General features: G+C 64.8%; 20 protein-coding genes, 1 tRNA gene and 1 pseudogene. 12 read left to right on the top strand and 10 right to left on the bottom strand.

Annotated features, from left to right (window positions below):
- Nucleotides 1–11 precede the first annotated feature (11 nt).
- The 3 genes from ABMA10_RS05055 (at nt 12) to ABMA10_RS05045 (ending at nt 3,980) form a co-directional block, all read left to right on the top strand.
- Nucleotides 12–1,202, top strand: a complete 1,191-nt coding sequence (locus ABMA10_RS05055; protein ID WP_347867594.1) for a zinc-dependent alcohol dehydrogenase — start codon at nt 12–14, stop codon at nt 1,200–1,202.
- A gap of 34 nt (nt 1,203–1,236) precedes the next feature.
- Entirely contained in the window at nt 1,237–2,475 is a 1,239-nt protein-coding gene (locus ABMA10_RS05050) for an MFS transporter (protein WP_347867595.1), read from the top strand.
- 131 nt (nt 2,476–2,606) lie between these two features.
- Nucleotides 2,607–3,980 carry an LLM class flavin-dependent oxidoreductase gene (locus ABMA10_RS05045; protein ID WP_347867596.1) on the top strand — a complete coding sequence of 458 codons (1,374 nt, stop codon included), beginning with the start codon at nt 2,607–2,609 and terminating at the stop codon, nt 3,978–3,980.
- A gap of 106 nt (nt 3,981–4,086) precedes the next feature.
- Here ABMA10_RS05045 and ABMA10_RS05040 read toward each other — a convergent pair whose 3' ends face one another.
- Nucleotides 4,087–4,491, bottom strand: a complete 405-nt coding sequence (locus tag ABMA10_RS05040; RefSeq protein WP_347867597.1) for a cupin domain-containing protein — start codon at nt 4,489–4,491, stop codon at nt 4,087–4,089.
- 291 nt (nt 4,492–4,782) lie between these two features.
- Here ABMA10_RS05040 and ABMA10_RS05035 point away from each other — a divergent pair.
- A tRNA-Gly gene (locus tag ABMA10_RS05035) sits at nt 4,783–4,856 on the top strand.
- A 181-nt stretch (nt 4,857–5,037) separates the two neighbouring features.
- Here the strand turns inward: ABMA10_RS05035 and ABMA10_RS05030 are convergent.
- The 4 genes from ABMA10_RS05030 to ABMA10_RS05015 form a co-directional block, all read right to left on the bottom strand.
- Nucleotides 5,038–5,310 carry a hypothetical protein gene (locus ABMA10_RS05030; RefSeq protein ID WP_347867598.1) on the bottom strand — a complete coding sequence of 91 codons (273 nt, stop codon included), beginning with the start codon at nt 5,308–5,310 and terminating at the stop codon, nt 5,038–5,040.
- 18 nt (nt 5,311–5,328) lie between these two features.
- On the bottom strand, nt 5,329–5,904 hold the full coding sequence (locus ABMA10_RS05025; RefSeq protein ID WP_347867599.1) for a deaminase: 576 nt from the start codon (nt 5,902–5,904) through the stop codon (nt 5,329–5,331).
- Nucleotides 5,905–6,087: 183 nt separating this feature from the next.
- A complete protein-coding gene (locus tag ABMA10_RS05020) occupies nt 6,088–6,429 on the bottom strand; it encodes a histone-like nucleoid-structuring protein Lsr2 (RefSeq protein WP_431031270.1) in 342 nt (113 codons plus the stop codon).
- A 220-nt stretch (nt 6,430–6,649) separates the two neighbouring features.
- Entirely contained in the window at nt 6,650–7,219 is a 570-nt protein-coding gene (locus ABMA10_RS05015; protein WP_431031269.1) for a site-specific integrase, read from the bottom strand.
- 154 nt (nt 7,220–7,373) lie between these two features.
- Here ABMA10_RS05015 and ABMA10_RS05010 point away from each other — a divergent pair, with 154 nt between their 5' ends.
- Entirely contained in the window at nt 7,374–7,691 is a 318-nt protein-coding gene (locus ABMA10_RS05010) for a hypothetical protein (protein ID WP_347867602.1), read from the top strand.
- A gap of 245 nt (nt 7,692–7,936) precedes the next feature.
- Here ABMA10_RS05010 and ABMA10_RS05005 read toward each other — a convergent pair whose 3' ends face one another.
- Both ABMA10_RS05005 and ABMA10_RS05000 read right to left on the bottom strand, forming a co-directional pair.
- Nucleotides 7,937–8,467 carry a hypothetical protein gene (locus ABMA10_RS05005; RefSeq protein WP_347867603.1) on the bottom strand — a complete coding sequence of 177 codons (531 nt, stop codon included), beginning with the start codon at nt 8,465–8,467 and terminating at the stop codon, nt 7,937–7,939.
- A 447-nt stretch (nt 8,468–8,914) separates the two neighbouring features.
- A complete protein-coding gene (locus ABMA10_RS05000; RefSeq protein ID WP_347867604.1) occupies nt 8,915–9,514 on the bottom strand; it encodes a hypothetical protein in 600 nt (199 codons plus the stop codon).
- Nucleotides 9,515–10,523: 1,009 nt separating this feature from the next.
- Here ABMA10_RS05000 and ABMA10_RS04995 point away from each other — a divergent pair.
- From ABMA10_RS04995 to ABMA10_RS04975, 5 genes are all read left to right on the top strand, one after another.
- On the top strand, nt 10,524–10,754 hold the full coding sequence (locus ABMA10_RS04995; RefSeq protein ID WP_347867605.1) for a hypothetical protein: 231 nt from the start codon (nt 10,524–10,526) through the stop codon (nt 10,752–10,754).
- A gap of 51 nt (nt 10,755–10,805) precedes the next feature.
- Nucleotides 10,806–10,928 carry a hypothetical protein gene (locus tag ABMA10_RS04990; protein ID WP_347867606.1) on the top strand — a complete coding sequence of 41 codons (123 nt, stop codon included), beginning with the start codon at nt 10,806–10,808 and terminating at the stop codon, nt 10,926–10,928.
- A 5-nt stretch (nt 10,929–10,933) separates the two neighbouring features.
- Nucleotides 10,934–11,257: a hypothetical protein gene (locus ABMA10_RS04985; protein WP_347867607.1), complete on the top strand. Its 324-nt coding sequence runs from the start codon at nt 10,934–10,936 to the stop codon at nt 11,255–11,257.
- 144 nt (nt 11,258–11,401) lie between these two features.
- Entirely contained in the window at nt 11,402–12,133 is a 732-nt protein-coding gene (locus tag ABMA10_RS04980) for a hypothetical protein (protein WP_431031268.1), read from the top strand.
- Between the two features lie 41 nt (nt 12,134–12,174).
- Nucleotides 12,175–12,366 carry a hypothetical protein gene (locus ABMA10_RS04975; protein ID WP_431031267.1) on the top strand — a complete coding sequence of 64 codons (192 nt, stop codon included), beginning with the start codon at nt 12,175–12,177 and terminating at the stop codon, nt 12,364–12,366.
- Between the two features lie 752 nt (nt 12,367–13,118).
- Here ABMA10_RS04975 and ABMA10_RS04970 read toward each other — a convergent pair.
- Nucleotides 13,119–14,003 (bottom strand): helix-turn-helix transcriptional regulator, encoded by an 885-nt coding sequence (locus tag ABMA10_RS04970; protein WP_347867609.1) that lies wholly within the window; start codon nt 14,001–14,003, stop codon nt 13,119–13,121.
- Nucleotides 14,004–14,089: 86 nt separating this feature from the next.
- Between ABMA10_RS04970 and ABMA10_RS04965 the strand changes: the two genes are divergently transcribed.
- Entirely contained in the window at nt 14,090–14,875 is a 786-nt protein-coding gene (locus ABMA10_RS04965; protein ID WP_347867610.1) for an SDR family NAD(P)-dependent oxidoreductase, read from the top strand.
- A 324-nt stretch (nt 14,876–15,199) separates the two neighbouring features.
- A pseudogene (locus tag ABMA10_RS04960) lies at nt 15,200–15,379 on the top strand (hypothetical protein); the annotation flags it as partial.
- Nucleotides 15,380–15,642: 263 nt separating this feature from the next.
- On the opposite strand, the gene ABMA10_RS04955 reads toward ABMA10_RS04960, so the two are convergent.
- Together ABMA10_RS04955 and ABMA10_RS04950 are read right to left on the bottom strand one after the other, a co-directional pair.
- Nucleotides 15,643–17,232: an amidohydrolase gene (locus tag ABMA10_RS04955; RefSeq protein WP_431031266.1), complete on the bottom strand. Its 1,590-nt coding sequence runs from the start codon at nt 17,230–17,232 to the stop codon at nt 15,643–15,645.
- Nucleotides 17,229–18,473, bottom strand: coding sequence for an MFS transporter (locus tag ABMA10_RS04950; RefSeq protein ID WP_347867612.1), 1,245 nt, complete (start codon nt 18,471–18,473; stop codon nt 17,229–17,231). Before ABMA10_RS04950 ends, ABMA10_RS04955 begins: the two co-directional genes overlap by 4 nt.
- Nucleotides 18,474–18,565: the final 92 nt, after the last annotated feature.

Here is an 18,565-nt window from a genome sequence, read left to right as displayed (position 1 = left end):
GATCACGGACAATGGACCACGAACGATCGGCCACGGGCGTGCGCCCACGCACGCCCTACTCAGCAGCCACCATCACCGTCAACGCCGACGCAGAGGACCTCATGAGAGCCATCCGACTCACCGCCCCGGACACTGCCGACGTCGTCGAGCGCCCGACTCCCGTGCCGGAGGTCGGGGAGGTGCTCATCCGGATCGTGCGGGCAGGTCTGTGCGGTACCGATGTGGGTCTGTTCCGAGGCACGATGCCGTACCTCGTCGACGGCCGCACGCGGTATCCGGTGCAACCCGGACACGAGTGGGCCGGCGAAGTGGTGACCCTCGGAGCTGCGAGCACGGGACCCGGCCGGCCAGACACCACCACACCCGACACCAATGCGCCCGACACCGCCGCGCTGCAGCCGGGAGACCTCGTCACGGGCGACACGTTCATCGGCTGCGACGCGTGCACGTTCTGCCGCGCCGGCCGCCATCACCTGTGCGAGACCCACGTCGAGCTGGGGGTGCTCGGAAAGTCCGAGGGCGCTCTCGGCGAGTACCTCGTCGTGCCGGCACGCGCCGTGCATCGTCTCCCCGACGGTCTCGGCGTCGATCTCGGCGCCCTGATCGAACCGGCCTCGTGTTCACTGCGCGGGGTGCGCGTCACCGGCGTCTCCGCCGACGATCGGGTGCTCGTCTGGGGTGCCGGAACGCTCGGTATGCTCGCCGCGCTGTTCGCTGCCCGCACCGGCGCCACGGTCGGAGTCGTCGCCCGGCGCGAATCGGATCGACGTTTCGTCGAGTCGTTCGGCCTGCGAGCGATCGATCCCGCAGAGCTCGGGCACGCTCACCTGCCGCAAGCGGCGCAGCAACCGGCCTCATCGTCACGCTACGACGTCATCATCGAAGCGACCGGCTCACCCGAGGTCACACGCCGACTGCTCGACGACGCCGCCCCCGGCGTACGGATCGCCCTGCTCGGCGTACCGGGGGAGGATGTCGGTCTGCCCACCAACCGGCTCATCCCGCTCGATGCGACCGTGCACGCCGTGCTCGGAGGCTCCGCCCACATCGATGAGGCCGCATCGCTCCTGCTGGAACTGGACGAGCAGGCTCGCCGTCTCATCGGGACGGTCATCGCGCTCGACGACGTTCCGTCTGCGCTCGCCGCCGGACTCCCCCGCCCAGCAGGCGGCGGCCCCAAGACGCAGGTACGCCTTGCTTGACGGGGGCGGCCGCGAAGCACCCTAGGCTCGACGCATGAGTGCCCGCGCCCGACAGGCGACACCCCGACCAGCGACACCCCGACCAGAACTGAGCGCACCACTGCGCCGTCGCCGAGCGGCGATCTTCGTGTTCATGCTCACCGTCGGCATCGGGCTGTCCTCGTTCATCGTCCGCACACCGGCCGTCCGCGACCTCGTCCATGCGAGCACCGCCGAGATGGGCCTCATCCTCTTCGGCATCTCCGTCGGGTCGATGACCGGCATCCTGAGTTCGGCCGCCCTCGTGCGTCGCTTCGGCGCCCGCAGGCCGATCATCATCGGCGGCACCGCGTTCGTCACGGGACTCGCGCTGCTCGCCCTCATGGCGGGCGCCGGACAGGGCGTCGGCGTGTTCCTCGGCCTCATCGGCATCGGCCTCGGGTTCGGACTTGCGGAGATCGCGATCAACATCGAGGGCGCGGCCATCGAACACATCTCCGGCCGCTCCATCCTGCCGGTGCTGCACGGGTGTTACAGCCTCGGCTCCGTCATCGGTGCCGTCGCCGGCATCGCGCTCACGGCGCTCGCGTTCCCGGTGTGGATCCACCTGCTCGTGGTCGCCGCCATCGCGCTCCTCGCCCTGATCTGGGCGATCCCCAAGATCCCGGCCACGACCGGTCGGCAGCAGGCAGGGGTCGACGGCACTCCAGGACTCCGCGCGCAACTCTCGGTCTGGAAGCAGCAGCGGGTGATCTTCCTCGGGCTGATCGTCCTCGCGCTCGCGCTCGCGGAGGGGGCGGCCGGCGACTGGCTGCCGCTCATCATGGTGGACGGACACGGGACGACCGCAGCGGTCGGGTCGATCGTGTTCGCCGGGTTCGCCCTCGCGATGACGATCGGACGATTCTCGGGTGAGCCGTTGATCGCCCGCTTCGGCAAAGCGAACGTCCTCCGGGTCAGCGCCCTCGTCTCGGCGCTCGGCATCGCGCTCGTCGTGTTCTCCGACAACGTCGTGGTGGCCGGGCTGGCAGTCCTCCTCTGGGGACTCGGCGCCGCCCTCGGGTTCCCCGTCACGATCTCCGCTGCCGGTGAGAGCGACGACCCGACGACGACCGTCGGTGCCGTCGCATCCGCCGGCTACGTCGCGTTCCTCGTCGGCCCGCCGCTCCTCGGCTTCCTCGGCGAACACTTCGGTCTCCGTGGCGCGATGATCGTCGTGCTCGCCGTCGTCGTGCTCGCGTCGTTCCTGACGTCTGCTGCACGGCCACCGAAGGTCGTGGACCGGGTCGCCTGAACCGTCTCATCGGCCGCGCACGCGCAGCGCAGGCGGTCACAGGACGGGTCACGGCGTCGAACATGTCGTTCTGTTACGGCGAGGTCCGATCCCCAGCACGAATTCAGGGCTCCTCATGCAGGATCGACGCTATGACCCGACAGATCCGTTTCAACGCTTTCGACATGAACTGCGTCGCCCACCAGGCTTCGGGGATGTGGCGTCATCCCGACGACCGCTCGGCCAGCTACAAGGATCTGTCCTACTGGACCGACCTCGCGCAGCTGCTGGAGAAGGGTGCGTTCGACGGCATCTTCATCGCCGACGTGCTGGGCACCTACGACGTCTACGGCAACAGCAACGAGGCAGCCATCCGCAACGGCGCACAGGTGCCCGTGAACGACCCGATCCTCCTCGTCTCCGCGATGGCCGCCGTGACGAAGCACCTCGGCTTCGGCATCACGGCGGGCACGGCGTACGAACACCCGTATCCGTTCGCCCGCCGCATGTCGACGCTCGACCACCTGACGAAAGGCCGGGTCGGCTGGAACGTCGTCACCGGCTACCTGCCGAGCGCGGCACGCAACATGGGCCACGACGACCAGCTCGAACACGATGAGCGCTACGACGTCGCCGACGAGTACCTCGAGGTCCTCTACAAGCTCTGGGAAGGCTCCTGGGAGGACGACGCCGTCGTGCGCAACCGTGAGACCGGGGTCTTCACCGACCCGACGAAGGTGCACGAGATCGGTCATGCCGGCAAGCACTTCACGGTGCCGGGCATCCACCTGTCCGAACCGTCCACGCAGCGCACCCCGGTCATCTACCAGGCGGGTGCCTCTCCGCGGGGTATCCAGTTCGCCGCGGGCAACGCCGAGGCGATCTTCGTCGGCGCGTCGACCAAGGCGGGTCTGAAGGCCACCGTCGGTCGCATCCGCGATGCGCTCGAGGCCGCCGGTCGCGACCGGTACTCCGCGAAGATCTACACACTCCTCACGATCGTGACCGACGAGACGAGCGAGAAGGCCCACGCCAAGGAGGCCGACTACCTGCAGTACGCCTCGCGCGAGGGGGCGCTCGTGTTCATGTCCGGGTGGATGGGCATCGACCTGTCGGAGTACGACCCGGATGAGCCGATCGGCAACGTGAAGAGCAACGCCATCCAGTCGGCCGTCGCGAACTACCAGGCGGCGAACGAGGACGGCGGCGAGTTCAAGGTCGGCGACATCGCCCGCATGAGCGCGATCGGTGGACTCGGTCCGCGTATCGTCGGAAGCCCGTCGGAGATCGCCGACACCCTGCAGGAGTGGGTGGAGGAGACCGACGTCGACGGCTTCAACCTCGCCTACGCGATCACGCCCGGCACCTTCGAGGACATCGTCGAGTACGTCATCCCCGAGCTCCGCCGCCGGGGCGCGTACCCGGAGGAGTACGTCGAGGGCAGCCTCCGCCACAAGCTCCACGGACGTGGCGACCGCCTCCCCGACGAGCACACCGGCGCGCAGTACCGCTACGCGGCGCAGTAGTCAGGGGCGTTCGCCCCGCCCACCCAGCCATCCCCGCCCACCGAGCCACCCCGCCCACCGAGCCTGTCGAGGTGCCCACACAGGCTCCGGCAATCAGTACAGGTTCTCAGTGCGGGCCGGCGACGACCGTTCGCGCATCCGGCTTCGGCGGTCCGAAGACGAGGATGAGCTCGGCGGGCGCATCCGATTCGTTCGCGACGCCGTGCCGGCTGCCGTGCGGGGCGTAGACGGCGTCGCCGGATCGCAGTACCTCGCGCTCGCCGTCGACGGTCACGATGACCTCGCCGCGCACCACCACATAGAGTTCGTCGGAACTGTGCGTCGAGCAGCTGTCGTCGTCGCCTTCGAGGTGGAGGTGCTCACCTTCCTCCGTCCCGGGCTCCAGGTGGTACAGCATCACCGAACTCGGCAGTGCCGTCGTGTCACGGAAGTACCACTCGACGTCCAGCACGCCCTTCCCGCCGTACAGTGCCCACTCGTGGTTCGCGTCGCCGCGTCGCTGGAGTCTCATGGTGTCCGTCCCGTCTGTCGTGCGCCGAGACTAACCGCGCGTTCACGACGCCGACCATGTGGCGTTCACCCACTCTTCGCTGCGATCACGCAGGCGATCACGCAGCTGGCGAGCCACCTTGCTCACGGTGAGGCTCGTCCACCTGACCCGCCTCCGACAAGCTCAGGGAACGAGCCCCGCGTCCGCCGCCGCTCCCTGAGCCGCCCGAGGGGGAAGCACGTCGCACACTCGCCGAGCTTGTCGAGGCGCCCGCTCGTTCATGTACGATTACTCAGGACGCTCCGGCGCCACGCGGATGTAGTTCAATGGTAGAACTTCAGCTTCCCAAGCTGATAGCGCGGGTTCGATTCCCGTCATCCGCTCCAAATACCTGGTCAGGCCCCTGAATTGCGGATTGGACGACGCGAGCGCGCAGCTGCTTGTTTCTGACGCCTTGCAGTTTATTCGTCGTTATTTCGACAGAACTCGGTTCCGCAGCGGTCGTCGCATGTCGCCGATGGCGGCACCGTCCGCACGCTCGTGCAGCTCTGGGCCCGGCCGACTCACTCAGGATCCTGCCGTCGAATCCTCAAGCTCGCGCAATCGAATCTCCCACTCGATGGTGACCGACACGTGTCCCGTTCCGCCGTAGTCGGCGGTCGGCTCGATCGCGGTGACTTTACAGAGCACGTGTCCGGAATCGTTCCGCATGACCCCGATAGACCCAATCTCGATCTTCGGAGAGTGGCCCCCGTAGTCGAGTGCATCTGGATCATCGACCTCGTCGAACCGATTCGCGTAGCGCGCGTGAGCGACGACACCGGGATGTACGCCGTACATGTAGATGGCTTGTGCGCCTCAATTGCTCCAGCGTGTCTCCCAGGCAGGCGACGCTTGCGAGTCGTCCACGGAGATCGTGAAGCGTCCGCCGTTCTGCGTGAAATCAAACTTGGCGCCCGCGCTCATACCGGAGCCCTCGGTGAAAACCTTGGTGAAGTTCTCGCCTGCTTTGATTGCTCGCTCTCGAAGGTCTCCCGGGAAATCTCTCAGCTTCACGCTGCGATCTCGAAGATGCTTCCATCCGAGTCGGTAGACCTGCGGATTCGGATCGTAGGTTCCAATGTGGACCTCCGAGATGCCGGCGGAAGCTATCAGCTCGGCACACGGGACTCGCTTCGTACGCGAGTTAGCGCATGGTTCCAAGGTTGTATAGAGCGTCGCGCCGCGAACGTCCTGGCCTTGTTCCGCCGCCTTGATTAGCGCAACCTGCTCGGCGTGGAGGCCGTCGCGCTCGCCTTTGTGGCCCGTCGCCAGAACAATGCCACCACGTGCAAGGACAGTACCAACCCGAGCGTTTGTGGTGGACTTCAACGCCTCTTGGATGGCTCGCTCAGCGTGAGCTCTATCGATGTCGGCTGCGGAGCGCTCAGCCATCGGATGCCCCTCCATTGCTAGTTGGCTGGGTCTCGCCGACCCGCCATGCGGGGAGACATAATTCAGCCCAACCATACTGTCCCGAGCGAAAACCAGTTACGACACGGTGCGCGTCAGCTTCTGGTCCGCCTCGCATTGACGCCGGGCACCCCGCGACGGCGAGGCGCCCAGCGCTGCAGGAGACTACTTCGCAGCTGCGCGGAACTTCTCGAGAAGCGCACCCGGAATCCGACCGCGGTCAGAAACGTCGTGACCGTTGGCGCGAAGCCAGCTGCGTGCCGCGGCAAGCTCCTCTTTGTTGCTCCGAGTGGAGCTCGCGGAACCTGAAGCCTTCGCTCGCGACGTGCTGCGGGCCGCCTTCAAGTAAGGCTCCAGCGCCTCGCGCATCGCCTTCTCCTTCTTCTCAGACAGGTCAATCTCGTAGGTCGAGCCGTCCAGCGCGAAGGCAACCGTCTTGCCTTCACCTTGCTTCAGCTCGGAACCGTCGAGATCATCGACGAGCGTGGTAACAACCTTCTGTGCCATGGGGGATCCAATCTTCCATTGTGTTCTGAGCGCATACAAACCCATCGATACCGAATCCGGCTGCGATGAGTCAGGCGGGGGAAGTAGCGCTCAACGTAGATCAACAATAGCAATGCGACCTCCCACACGACTGTGCAGAGAAGGAGGGAGCATCGGCGTAAGACACTCGTGCGCATTTACGTTAGGAGCAGCTTCCCGGGTCAATGAGGAGACCCTACTCTTAGCGCCCGAGCTGTTGAATGGTGTCAGACTGATCCGGTCTGTCAATCGACTGCTGCACATAGTGCTTTCGCGTCACCGATTCGTCGTGATGTCCCAACTGGTCCTTCCCACCAGCGGCGCCAAGAAGCGTTCCAACTGCCTTGCGGCAAGACTTCGTCGTCGTCCACTCAAAACTTGTCCCCGCGACAGCCTCCGACCATCGGCGACGAATGTTCTCGGGCCACTGTGGCGCGCCTTCGGGTGAGGGGAAGACCCACTCGTGTTCAGCAGTCTGGTGTCGGCGCTCCAGCATGTGCAGCGTGAAGTCCGGGAGCTTCAACCGTCGATTGGAGCTCGCAGACTTGGGCGTCTCTTGTCTCATCAGCCCGTCGTCACCGCGCACGACGGTGGCCGTGATCGACACCGCACGCTCGGTGAAGTCGATGTCGTCCCACCGCAGCGCCAGCACCTCGCCGATCCGGGCGCCGGTTCCGAGGAGCATGTCGCCGACGTCAGCGAGGTCGCGAACTGAGTCGCTCCGCGCTTCCCGTTGGTCATGCCTCGCTAGTGCTGCTCGGAGTTCCTGCACCTCCAACGGAGTCGGCGCTCGCACGGTCGCTTTGGCCGCAGCCGGCGCCTTGACCGACGCGACAAGATTGGTCGGGATGGCGCCGTATCTGACTCCGAGCGAGAAGTGGACCCTCTCCCCCGCCTAGCGTCGACTGCATGACCTGGGCTGACCGATGAAGGTACGCGGCTGGATGTTCATGCTCCCGCTACCGTTCCTGGCGATTGTGCTCGTGGTGGTGATCCTCAGCCGCTGGGGCGGCTTGGTCATCGCCCAGGTCATCGTCTCGACGTTCCGAACCGCGATTCTGATGAACGATTCATACCAAGACGCCTCGAGACTGGCACTGACTCTCGCCGCCATATGGGCCGCCGTCGCGATCAACGCAACGTTCTACGTCCGGCACGTCGCTCGGCGCCAACGTTCGGTGCAGACCCTAGCCGGTCCGACCTTCGACATAACTCCCTACCGTCGGAGGAACAAGGTCCGTTAGCGAGATTCATGGTTCGTTGGCGATCAAGAATCCATTCGCCCTACCAAAGCCAGCCTCCCGACCCTCTGTGACCGGTTCAGACCGATACAACAAACCAAAACCCCCAGAGGAATGCAGTAAGGACTTGCATTCCTCTGGAGGCTTTAGCAGGACACTGGAGCGGCGACCGTTCGAAGCTCAATGTCTGAGCAGATCATCGAGTGCGAACGGTTCACGCCGCAATGCGTTGACGACTCGAGATCCGGTCAGCGTGCGGGAGACGTCACATTCGACCTGGGCTGGCCCATCTCTTTGTTCGAGCGATTGACGTACCCCCGTCTGAGCAAAATGCCTGACGTGATTAGCACGTACATCGCGATAAGGAACACGACGTGCACGGCGGATTCCGAACCGCCCCTCGCCAGCCAGCCTTCCACCCAGGGTGCCGGCCCTTCATTCAGGTCTACGATCTCGAATCGCTGCATCAGGAGAACAACGCTTGCTACGATCTGGATCGATGCACCGACTACGAACCCAAGTCTGAATGCAACTTGTGAAGCCAACTGTTGTTTCGTGATGGCCAGCGTCAAGAGACACAGGACCGCAGCACTCACGGCCGCTATCGCAAGCAGCTGAAGCAAGCCCGGACTAGGCGCCGTCACGCCCACAAGACTATTATCCAGTCCGAAGACTGCGCCTCCAGACAACCCGATGATCTGAATCGACAGCACGCCGACAAGAAGAACACATAGGACGCTGACGACAAATCCGCCGAGCAACCACAGAACCTTATTCATAGTGACCTTCAATCTTCTCTCGCGTCTCGAATTCCAACTAGTCACTCACTGAACACGTTATGTCTGCGTAACCTCCGACGCTCACCCACCAGGAGCATTTACTCTTCGCGTTTGGGGATGCCGGAGAGCGGGAGGTGAATGCCTGGGTGCCAGCGGCGGTGACGTTCTCACTTAGCACCGTGTATCCGGGGCGATCGTAGTAGTTCGTGATCGACTGCTGTCCCACCGAGACCGAGACATTGACGCTCCCGCCGGAGACTGAGGGACGTGTCCCAGAATCCAAGACATCCCCGGAATTGATGCGCGCGTCGTTCGCGTAGAGCGTCGATGCCGCATGCGCCGCAGGTGCGCTCAAGCACAGGGCCGCAATGCCGACCGCACCTGCGAGGACTGAGCCGATCGCGAGACGCCGAGACGAAACAGAGCGAGAGCCTGTGTGACGGTCGGTCACGAAGCAGCCTTCTCGCCTGGCAGAGAGAGTGGCTGGAACCGGAATGTCGATCCGTCAGCCCGCTTTACATCAGCTTCGTCCAGGTCAAGCGAACCTGGCCGGCCGGAGGTGAACGCCCCGTCTGTCGAAGCTCTACCATTGACGTCGGCCTGCACCGGCGCTCCGATCTCAGACAAGGAAATGTCTGAAGGGAGGTAGTAGGCCTCTGCCGACCGTGACGGGTCATCTGAGCCCTCGCCCGTGATCAAGCCCAGGCCCATGAGATTGAACTCAGGGATCGTGCGGCATGACGAACTCGCGACCTCATTTCCGCCGCGAATGTGCGTGATGAGGCAGATATCGGAGTTCGAGGTTTGCCCGATCCAGTAGCTGGCGATCTCGTCACTTCCTAGAGACCGGACCGTATCGGCATCGATGCCGCCAATCGCACCGAGATCCACCACGGCCGGTGGCAGGTCTGACGCCGTCTGCGCGGTCGCGAGTATGGGTGCGACATCTGAGATCGCTGTGGTGTTCGCCGACCAAGCTGGCGTGGCAGCGGTAAGAGCGAGTACTGCGGTCGCTCCAATGGTGGCAGTAGTGAAGAACTTGCGCATTGTGAATTGTTCCTATCTTGCAGTATCGGCTAGAACGAGCTGCAGGTCATCTTGAGCGTTCCGATGTTGCCGGAACCGTACGGGTAGTCCCAGTAGCACTGCTGGTGAGCATTTGCGGCAGCCTGATGACTGAGACTCGTCTCACCGCCCCCCCCCCCCCCCCGAGCTGAAGCCGATTGTCTGATATCCCGGAGCCGGCCGATATGTCTCCAAGTAGACGACCACACCTCCACCATCTGCAGAGAAAGCCTCCACCACGGCGGTTCCGCCAACGATGCTCGCCTGGTTTCCGGAATCGAATACCTGCTGTTCGGATGACGAAACATTATTTGCGTACGTGTACTGCGCAGCGTTTGCCACCGATGCCGCGGATACCGCCATGGCGACACCGATTAGAGACCCTATCGCAGCCCTTCGCAAGCGAGACCGCTTTACTTCCACGTTGCCATAGTCGCGAATCCGATGGATTGGTTTCAACTTCATTTGACATCCCCCCATGTCTTAGTTGTCACATATACCGAAACACACAGTGAGTGTTTAGTGCAACGTTCGTGAGCGTTCGGTAACAATCTGAGCGAAAGCGATCATCGTCGGCGATACTCACGCGTGCGCGCGTCGAGTGTCGTCAGCTGATGAGCAAATCTCGTCGTCCGAGGGGCTTCTGAACGGTTCGCGCTTCGCCATCAGCAGCTGCCGGAAGGGCACGCGGCTGCGAGCTTCGTCGGCCCTCCCGAGTCCGCCGATCGCGCGCCTCGTCCGCAAGAACCAACGAGGGCGACAGCGTCCTCGCGAACTCCCGGGAGGATCGATGCGGCGACCGCTGCTTGTAGGACTGCTTGCCGTCGGGACCATTACTCTGACCGGGTGCGTCGATGCCGACACTGCACCCCAGGCCACAGCCTCATCCACAGACCGAACAGACCTCTCCCACGCCGCTCCGGATCAAGAGCCAGTCGCCCGCGCGGCCACCTCAGATCTTGGCGTCGCCGTCTACGAACTCGGCAGTTACGTGACGACCCAAGACTCTGGCCGCCTGCGCCAGCCCGGCGGAACGGATCGCTTTCCGGCCGGCAGCTTCGTGGTCGTCATCCAGGTGGCGCTCGACGGGTTCATCCCCTTCGGCGAACTCGACCCCAGCGGCCTCACCGTCCGAGAGACGAGCTGGGCCGGCCTCGGCGATACGGCCGAACTGGACACCAACGAGGGACCGGACTTCGCGGCCGATGCAGGCGTCCCATAGGGACCGGTTGGCGCGCAAGGGCGAGGTCGCAACTGGTCCCTGCCGAATCACTTGAGCACGAGCTTCGCGCTCGCCTATTACGTGCCGTTCGGTGTATCCACGCTGGATCTCGTCGTCGATGTTCCCTCCCAGCGTGACCCGCTGACCCTCTCCGTCCCGGTCCGCGCAGAGTGAGCATCATGACCGATCAGATCATCATGTCCATGCGGGCTGCGGATCTCGGCGGGTTTCTCCTGAAGACGATCCCCGACATCACGCCAAAGGCTGGCATCGGATCAAAGGCGATCCAGGACCTCGCGGGCAACATGCTCTTCGTCGTCCTCATCCTCTGCGGCATCGGCGTGCTCCTCGCTGCCGCCTGCATCGCGCTCGGTTGGCTCATCAAGAACGGAACGCTGAAGTCGGTTGGGATCGCCGGCGTTCTCTGCTCGGTCTCGGCCGCCGCAATTGCGGCCGGAACCACCGCACTCATCAACTTCGGCATCGGGTTGCAGCTCGTATGACCGGCTTCCGCACCGACGACTTCGGAGTGCCTCAGTTCGGCTGCGGGCCAGCCGACATCCCCTGCATGGCTCAGGAGTCGGCTGCCCGGTTCGTCGGTGGCGGCATCATCGGCCTCGGCGACTTCATGACCGACATGCTCGCAAATGCCTTCATCGGCAGCCGCCCCAGGCGAGTCCAGCTGGACCATCGCCGACGGGCAGTTCTGGTTCTGGGTCGCGACGATGGGACTTGTCATTTCCATCGTCGCCTGCTTCCAGCTCGCACCAGCGGCGATCATGCGAGACGGCCGGCGGATCGCGCAGGTCGCAGTCGGCCTCGTTGTCGCGGTGCCGTCCAGCGTCGCCGCTGTCTACGTGATGAGGCCGTTCGTGACGTACGGCGGCGAGACGACAGACGCGCTCGTGGCAACCATCCAGGACCAGAGCCTCGGCAACGCGCTGCTGCGCATGTTCGGGTACCGCGTGGTCGCTGACGTGGCCGTCCCGACCGACGATGGCGCGATCGCCCGAGCCATGACCACGGCCAAGCTCGCTCCGAACGCGGTCATCGGCCAGTACACGGTGGTCTTCCTCATCCTCGCCATCATGGTGCTGGCCGCACTCTTCCTCTACGTCTCGATGTCGATTCGCTCCTTCTCGCTCGTCGCCCTCGCCGCGACGGCGCCGATCGGCCTCATGATGATCGGTCAACCGAAGTTCGCTGTCTGGGCATGGAGTTTCCTGTTGGAGCTGTGGCTCTTCGGCCGTTCCTGCCGTTCGACGCCATGTTCTCCGTGCCGCGCGTTTCGCCGGTCGTGTGCGGCGAGTGCAGCTCGAAGTTCCTTCGCCTCATCTACCGATAGAGCACGAACCGCGGAAGTTTTCTGTACGAGCTGAATCTGCGTGCACGCTGCGTCGTGTCGGCCGACACAGTTCGGATGTGCGCTGTGTTCGCGGGCGCGCTGCTCGTCGTCATCGCGGCACTCGCGGCACTCGCGGCACTCGCGGTCGTCGCTTGGTACGGTTCGACTACTTCCGATCTCGTGTCCGTCACTACAAGCCCGAAGGGTGTACAAACGGCCACCTGGAAGCTTCACCACGGGGGGCATCGCCCGAACCGCCCGAATTGACCCGCCGCTTCGTGCAGAGTGACACCGGTCAGGCGGGGCCCTGATGCTCGTCTCTGCACCGAGGCAGCTGAACTATGCCGCCAAAGCCCGAGCATTCTTCTCAGGCCTGAAGCGCGCAACTCCGGAGCGTCCGCAATGGCTGCTAAGGGCGAGTACGACGCCAAGTTGAGCTTCGTGGTGTGGGAGTCGCAAGACTGGATCGCGCGCGAGCGGATCCGCGAGGCACGCGGCCTCGGCTACAACCGCGAGAAGTCCGCTGCACGACAGCGGACGATTTCAATCCTGGGACTGTATCGAGACGTCGCGAATTGGAATTACGTCCCACTCCCGACCCGGGCCGTGATGCCGTCCCCTCGTATCCGCGAGCCGTCTGCCGCTGAGCGTCGTCTGGCCGAACAGCGAGCGAGGGCGTACGACGTGGGCCTCGAGCGCGCCGCGCCCGCTCGCCTGCCTTCGGGGTTCCTGGCAACGTCGAGCTGCACGCGCATCAGATCATGGCGGGGAAGGGTGAGTGGCGTTTTCTCCAGGGCCGCCCCACGAAAACCTACCTCTCTCTGGCCGTCAGCACGGCTGAGCCGTTCGTCCCTAGCGACCGGATTGCCCATCGACAGGCAGGGAGACGCGTGCTGCCAGCTCCCGCGCGTCGAGCACGAGGCCAGCACCGAGCGCCGCAGCCTCCGATCACGAACGTTCGCTTCCGAACGCCCCCAACGGGGCTACGTTCGGAAAATCAGGCATCGTCTCGTTCGCTCTCAATCGAGCCCAACTCTCGGGATCAGTCCGCGTGCCTGGCGCGCGCTGGAGTGCTCTGTTCCGACCACATTCAGGAGCGCGAGGGCCTCAGCGTCACGAGATCCTCGCGGCGCGGTGTAGAGAACGAGCTCCTGATCCCGGTCGGTCAGCATCAGGGAGTCGCAGTCCACGGTGATCTCGCCAACGATCGGATGACGGAACGTCTTCGTCAACATGGGTGCTGGCTGCACGTCGTGTCGCTCCCACAGCCGAGCGAACTCAGGACTCCCAGCGCGGAGTTCATCGATGAGGGCGACGACTTCGGGATCCGAGGCATACCTGGTGAGCGCAGATCGGAGCTTCACAACCACATGGTGTTGAAACTCGACCGCGTCCGAGATTCCATACGTCTGAGCGCCAGGCCGCAGATGTCCGAGGAACGCTTTCCGAGCAAGATTGCGCTCGTCCGACGTGAGCTCGGTGAAGTCTTCCATCAGGGCGGCGGCAAGGTCTGTCCATGCCAGAACCTCGAATGCAGCCGATATCACGAATGCAGCGGTGTCGGGAAGTCGCTCGAGAACGGTGAGGATGCTCGGCCGGACATCGCGACGATGTAAGCCCGATAAGGCGGGGGCGGTGCCCGCGAGGAGATGCAGGTGCTCAGACTCGGCCTCTGTGAGGAGCAACGCGCCGGCGATCCCCCCGAGCACCTCACCCGACGGACGGGGCGCCCTGCCCTGCTCGAGTCGAACGTAGTACTCGGTCGAGATGTGCGCCAAGACGGCCACCTCTTCTCGCCGCAGTCCCGGTGTCCGACGTCGCGGGCCGGAAGGAAGTCCAACATCCTCTGGGCTCAGTCGTTCGCGCCGGCTGCGCAAGAAGACGCCGAGTTCACCTTTATCCATAAGAGCAGTCTCCGGCCCTTCATGCCTTGGAAGCTAGTACCGTCTGTACCTGGAACCGATTCGCGGAGCCGAGCAATGTTGCCGGTATGACGAAGCCCGCTCAAACCGCTCACGCCCGCCTCCTTGAAGGAAAGGTCGTTTTCATCACAGGTGCCAGCCGTGGCATCGGCGAAGCATCCGCCCGACTGTTCGCGCGAGAAGGCGCCTCCGTCGTGCTCGCTGCCCGCAGCTTCGATACCTTGAACAGCATCGTCTCCGAGATCCGTGCGGAAGGCGGAATCGCAGATGCCGTCACCGTCGATCTCGCAGATCCCGAGAGCGTCCGCTCCGCCGTCAACGCCGTCGACGAACTTCACGGTCGACTCGACGGTGCTTTCAACAACGGCGCGGCGCCCCAACGACAGCCCGGACCGCTTGACAGCACCACCGACGCAGACATCGATGAACAATTCGCGATCAACTTCAGATCGCACTGGATCGCGATGAAGGCCGAGGCAGCGCTCATGCGAATGAATGGCGGCGGATCGATCGTGAACACTTCCAGCATCGGAAGCCGCCGCTCAAACCCGGCACTACCCGCCTACGGCGCGATGAAGCGTGCGCTGAACAGCATCACTGAAACGGCAGCTGTGAGCTGGGGAGTCGACGGCATCAGAGTGAATGGCATCACTCCCGGGGCTACTGCGACGGACATGATTGCGAAATGGGAAGCAGCCACGCCCGGCACCGTCGATCGCCTGGTCGCCTCGATCCCGCTCGGCCGCCTCGCAGCGCCATCCGAGGTCGCCGAGGCAGCCGCGTGGCTGCTCAGCGACCGTGCCTCGTTCGTCACCGGGGCGATTGTGCCCGTAGACGGCGGCGCCGGCGCCTGAAGGCAGATTTACTTCACCACCAGGGGAACTCCACAGACCCAACGTCGCGATCAAACGCACCGACTGACTCGACGCTCTCCAAAGGATAACTCTTGGCGACCGTCGTCCGCGTTGGCTCCGGTGCGGCGAGTCACGTCACTATCCGCGACGGCGGCCACGGCGTGCCTGTTTCTCCTCGCTTTCCATTGGCGGGCAATTCTGCTGGTTGCTCGATACGTGACGCAAAGCGGACGATTGTATGTAGCCCGCCTCCGGGTCGGGCGGGGAGCTCGAGTGGGGCGCCGTGCGGTGTCAGGATGCTGTCAACGATCGCAAGCCCGAGTCCTCGCGTTCGGTGTGCTCCTCGACGCATTCGTCGTTCGGATGCTGCTCATGCCCGCGATGATGCATCTCCTCGGAATCGCCGCCTGGCTGCCCAGTGGGCTCGACCGCATCCTTTCCGACATCGACGTCGACGTCGAGGGAGCCTCCCTCGCGCGCACGCATCCTCACCCGCACCCCTGATCAGCAAGACGAACGCAGGAGCATCGATAGACGCTGCAGTCATCACCGGAGGCGCCGGTGGCATGGGACTGGCGACGTCGACTGCGCACGCGGCCGGCGTCAGCCCGCAGACGGGCAGAGCCTGATCCGATTGCGCGAATCAACGCGCTCGACACTGCCAACGCGAGTTGCGTCAGGCGAACGAGATCCCCAAGCGCAACCGGTCAGTGGCACCTCGCCAGGGGATCGCTGTACGCAGGAGAGGTGCGACCCCCTGCGCCGCGTCACTCGGCCGCGTACTCCTCGCGCCCTGCGATGAACGTGCGTACCACGCGGGCGGTGAGCAGCGACGACTCACCCTCAACGAATGGGTCGGTGTCAAGCACAGCGAAATCGGCGGCTTGCCCGACGGCGATGCGGCCGCGCCACGCACCGTCGCCGACGGACGCGGCAGCATCTCTGGTCGCGTGTGCGAGAGCGCGGTCCAGGGGCATGGCGTACTGCGGTTGCACGGTCGGGAGCGACGGATCGAGCGCGGAAGATCGGGTCGCGGCCACATACACGTTGGTGAGGGCCGCGAACGGAGCGGTCGGCGCGTCCGTCGAGAAGGCGAGCAGCGCCCCGGCATCCTCGTACTCGGACCACGCGAACGCACGATCGACCCGTTCGTCTCCAAGCTGCGCACTCCAGTTCGCGAAGATCGCGAGATCAGCGTGCACGGGTTGCATCGACGCGGTCACACCCAGCCGGGACATGCGCTCTGCCGTGCCGGGCGCCGCGTATTCCAGATGCTCGATGCGATGGCGGCGCTCACGATCACCGTTGGTCGCGATGGCATGCTCGATCGCATCCAGCGCGAGAGTGCTGGCTGTGTCACCGATCGCATGCATTGCGATCTGGAGACCAGCAGCATCCGCCGCAGCGATCACCGGCAACAGACGCTCGGCGGGCCAGATCGTTTCAGCGTTCGAACCGTCGGCGTACGGGTGCCTCATCGCGGCGGTGCATGCGTCGATAGTGCCGTCCACCAGCAACTTGATGCCGAGCACACGCACGCCTGGGAGGTCCTGCGCCGCGAGTTCGGCAGCGCGGGCGATCTGTGCGAGGTTCTCGGCATCCTGTCCGGTGTTCAGGATGAACCAGTGCGCGTCGACCCGCAACGGCAGTGCACCACGTTCGGCCGCGCGTTCGAGCGCGGCGAGCCCGTGCTCCTCGAGAGCCATGTCGACGGCCGCAGTGACGCCGGACGCGAGGTACGCGGCCACGACCCGGTCGACGTCGGCGTCGCGCTGGGCGTCAGTGGTCAACGCATCCCGATGCGCCCATGCAAACTGCAATGCAGTCTCGTACAGCATCCCGGTGGCCTCGCCGTCGGCATCCCTTTCGATCCGTCCTCCGATCGGGTCGGGGGTGTCACGTGTGATGCCGAGTCTCACAAGCGCCACGCTGTTCACCCAGCATGAGTGGTAATCGTTCGCGAAGAGGTAGACCGGGATGTCGAACACCGCGGCGTCGATCATCGCAGCCGTGGGAGCACCGCCCTCGATGGCGTCGAAGAGCCAGCCACCGCCGTACAGCTCGTCGGTGGCATGCGGACGTGCCGCGCGCAGCCGCTCTTGGATCTCGCCGAGCGTGCGGGCATCCGTGAGACCGATCTGGCCGAGCGCGCTGCCCATCAAGAGCACATGGGTGTGGGCGTCAGTGAAGCCGGGGAGCACGAACCGTCCCCCGAGATCCACGGTCCGATCACATGCAGGAGCATCGGTCTCTGCGCCGACGAAGACGAATGAGCCGTCGTCGACGACGACGGCATCCGCCCACTGGGGGTCGTCGGCAGTGAACAAACGGGCGTTGCGGTACAGCGTGCGGGTCATACGGTCATCTCTTTCGTGTGGGTGGTGTTGGCGCGTTCAAGCCGCGTGGTCAGCAGAGCGATTGCCCCGGCCGGGACGGCGAGTACGAAGCTCGCGACACCGAGGGTGATGGCGAAGCTCTGGTAGCCCAGGACGCTGATCAGCGCGGCGCCGATCACGGGCGTCAGCGCCGACCCGACGAGGTAGACCGACAGCAGGGGTGCCGACCAGCGCCCGCCGCTGTCGAGCGCGGCAGATGTAGCGAAGAAATACATGAAGGCGACCGCATAGACGGTGTTCCACGCGATGAACACGACGATGAATGCGGTGGCGTCGGTCGTGAAGCCTTCCACGATCTTGAGGGCGCCGCCCAACAGCAGCAGGATCACCAGCGGTACCGCACGTCCGAGCTTGTCGCCGACGATCATCAGCAGCACCGCCGCAACGAGCGCTCCTGCAGTAGCCCCACTGAGAGCGATACCCAGTCCCTCGGCTGTGAGGTCCGCCTGGTCGGCACCCATCACCCCTCCCATCGCCCACAGCGAGTCCTCACTCACCGCCCAGAGCGCGAAGACGACAAGCAGCCCGGAACCGGCGATCGCCACTGTGCGCGAGCGTGGCGGTGGGACGCGAAGCGCGCCCGTCTGCGGGACGTCGATCGGCATGGCCTCTGCCACAGCGGCGCCGGCCTGCGGGTCGAGAACTGGGGCCCCGGGCAACCACGCTGAGAACAGCAGTCCGACCAGGCTGAACAGGGTGAGCGCGCCGAAGACGGCGAACGGAGCGAGCCCGATGAGAGGGATGACGGCGATCACGATCGTGATGAGGGCGCCTTTCACGAGACCGCTGAGGCCTGCAACGCGTTCGGGATTGCGGAACGCGGCCATCGCCGCGCCTGCGGCAGCGATCGCCCCGCCCGCCCCGATGCCGCCGACGAGGAGACCCGGGACCAAGAGGACGGGGACGAAGGCGGACGCCCCGAAGCCGAGCGTGGCGACGGCGAGCCCAGCCCGTGCGACTGTGCGCCGATGGGTGCCCGCGCACAGTGGAGCGATCGCCAGTCCGGCCAACGCGGTGAGGAAGAGGCTTCCAGTGACGAGCCAGCTCGCCGCCAGAACATCCATGTCCAGGGCCGCTTGTACGGCCGTGATCATGTACGGCGACAGGTTGACGCCGAGGTAGCCGGCGATCCCCACTGCGAAGGTCGCGGTGGCTGTGGGGAGGCGGAGTGGCACTCGCGTGCCGAGGTCGATTGCTGTCACGGGTACTCCAGAGGGCAGGGCACAACGGTGTGCGCGGATCGGGTAGGTCGAGATGGGTTCGTGAAGCGTTGATCCGAAAACGAATGGTGTTC

Origin of the sequence: Plantibacter sp. RU18 (genome assembly GCF_050613355.1) — a bacterium.
GTDB lineage: Bacteria > Actinomycetota > Actinomycetes > Actinomycetales > Microbacteriaceae > Plantibacter.
This window is presented reverse-complemented; position numbering and strand designations above follow the sequence as displayed.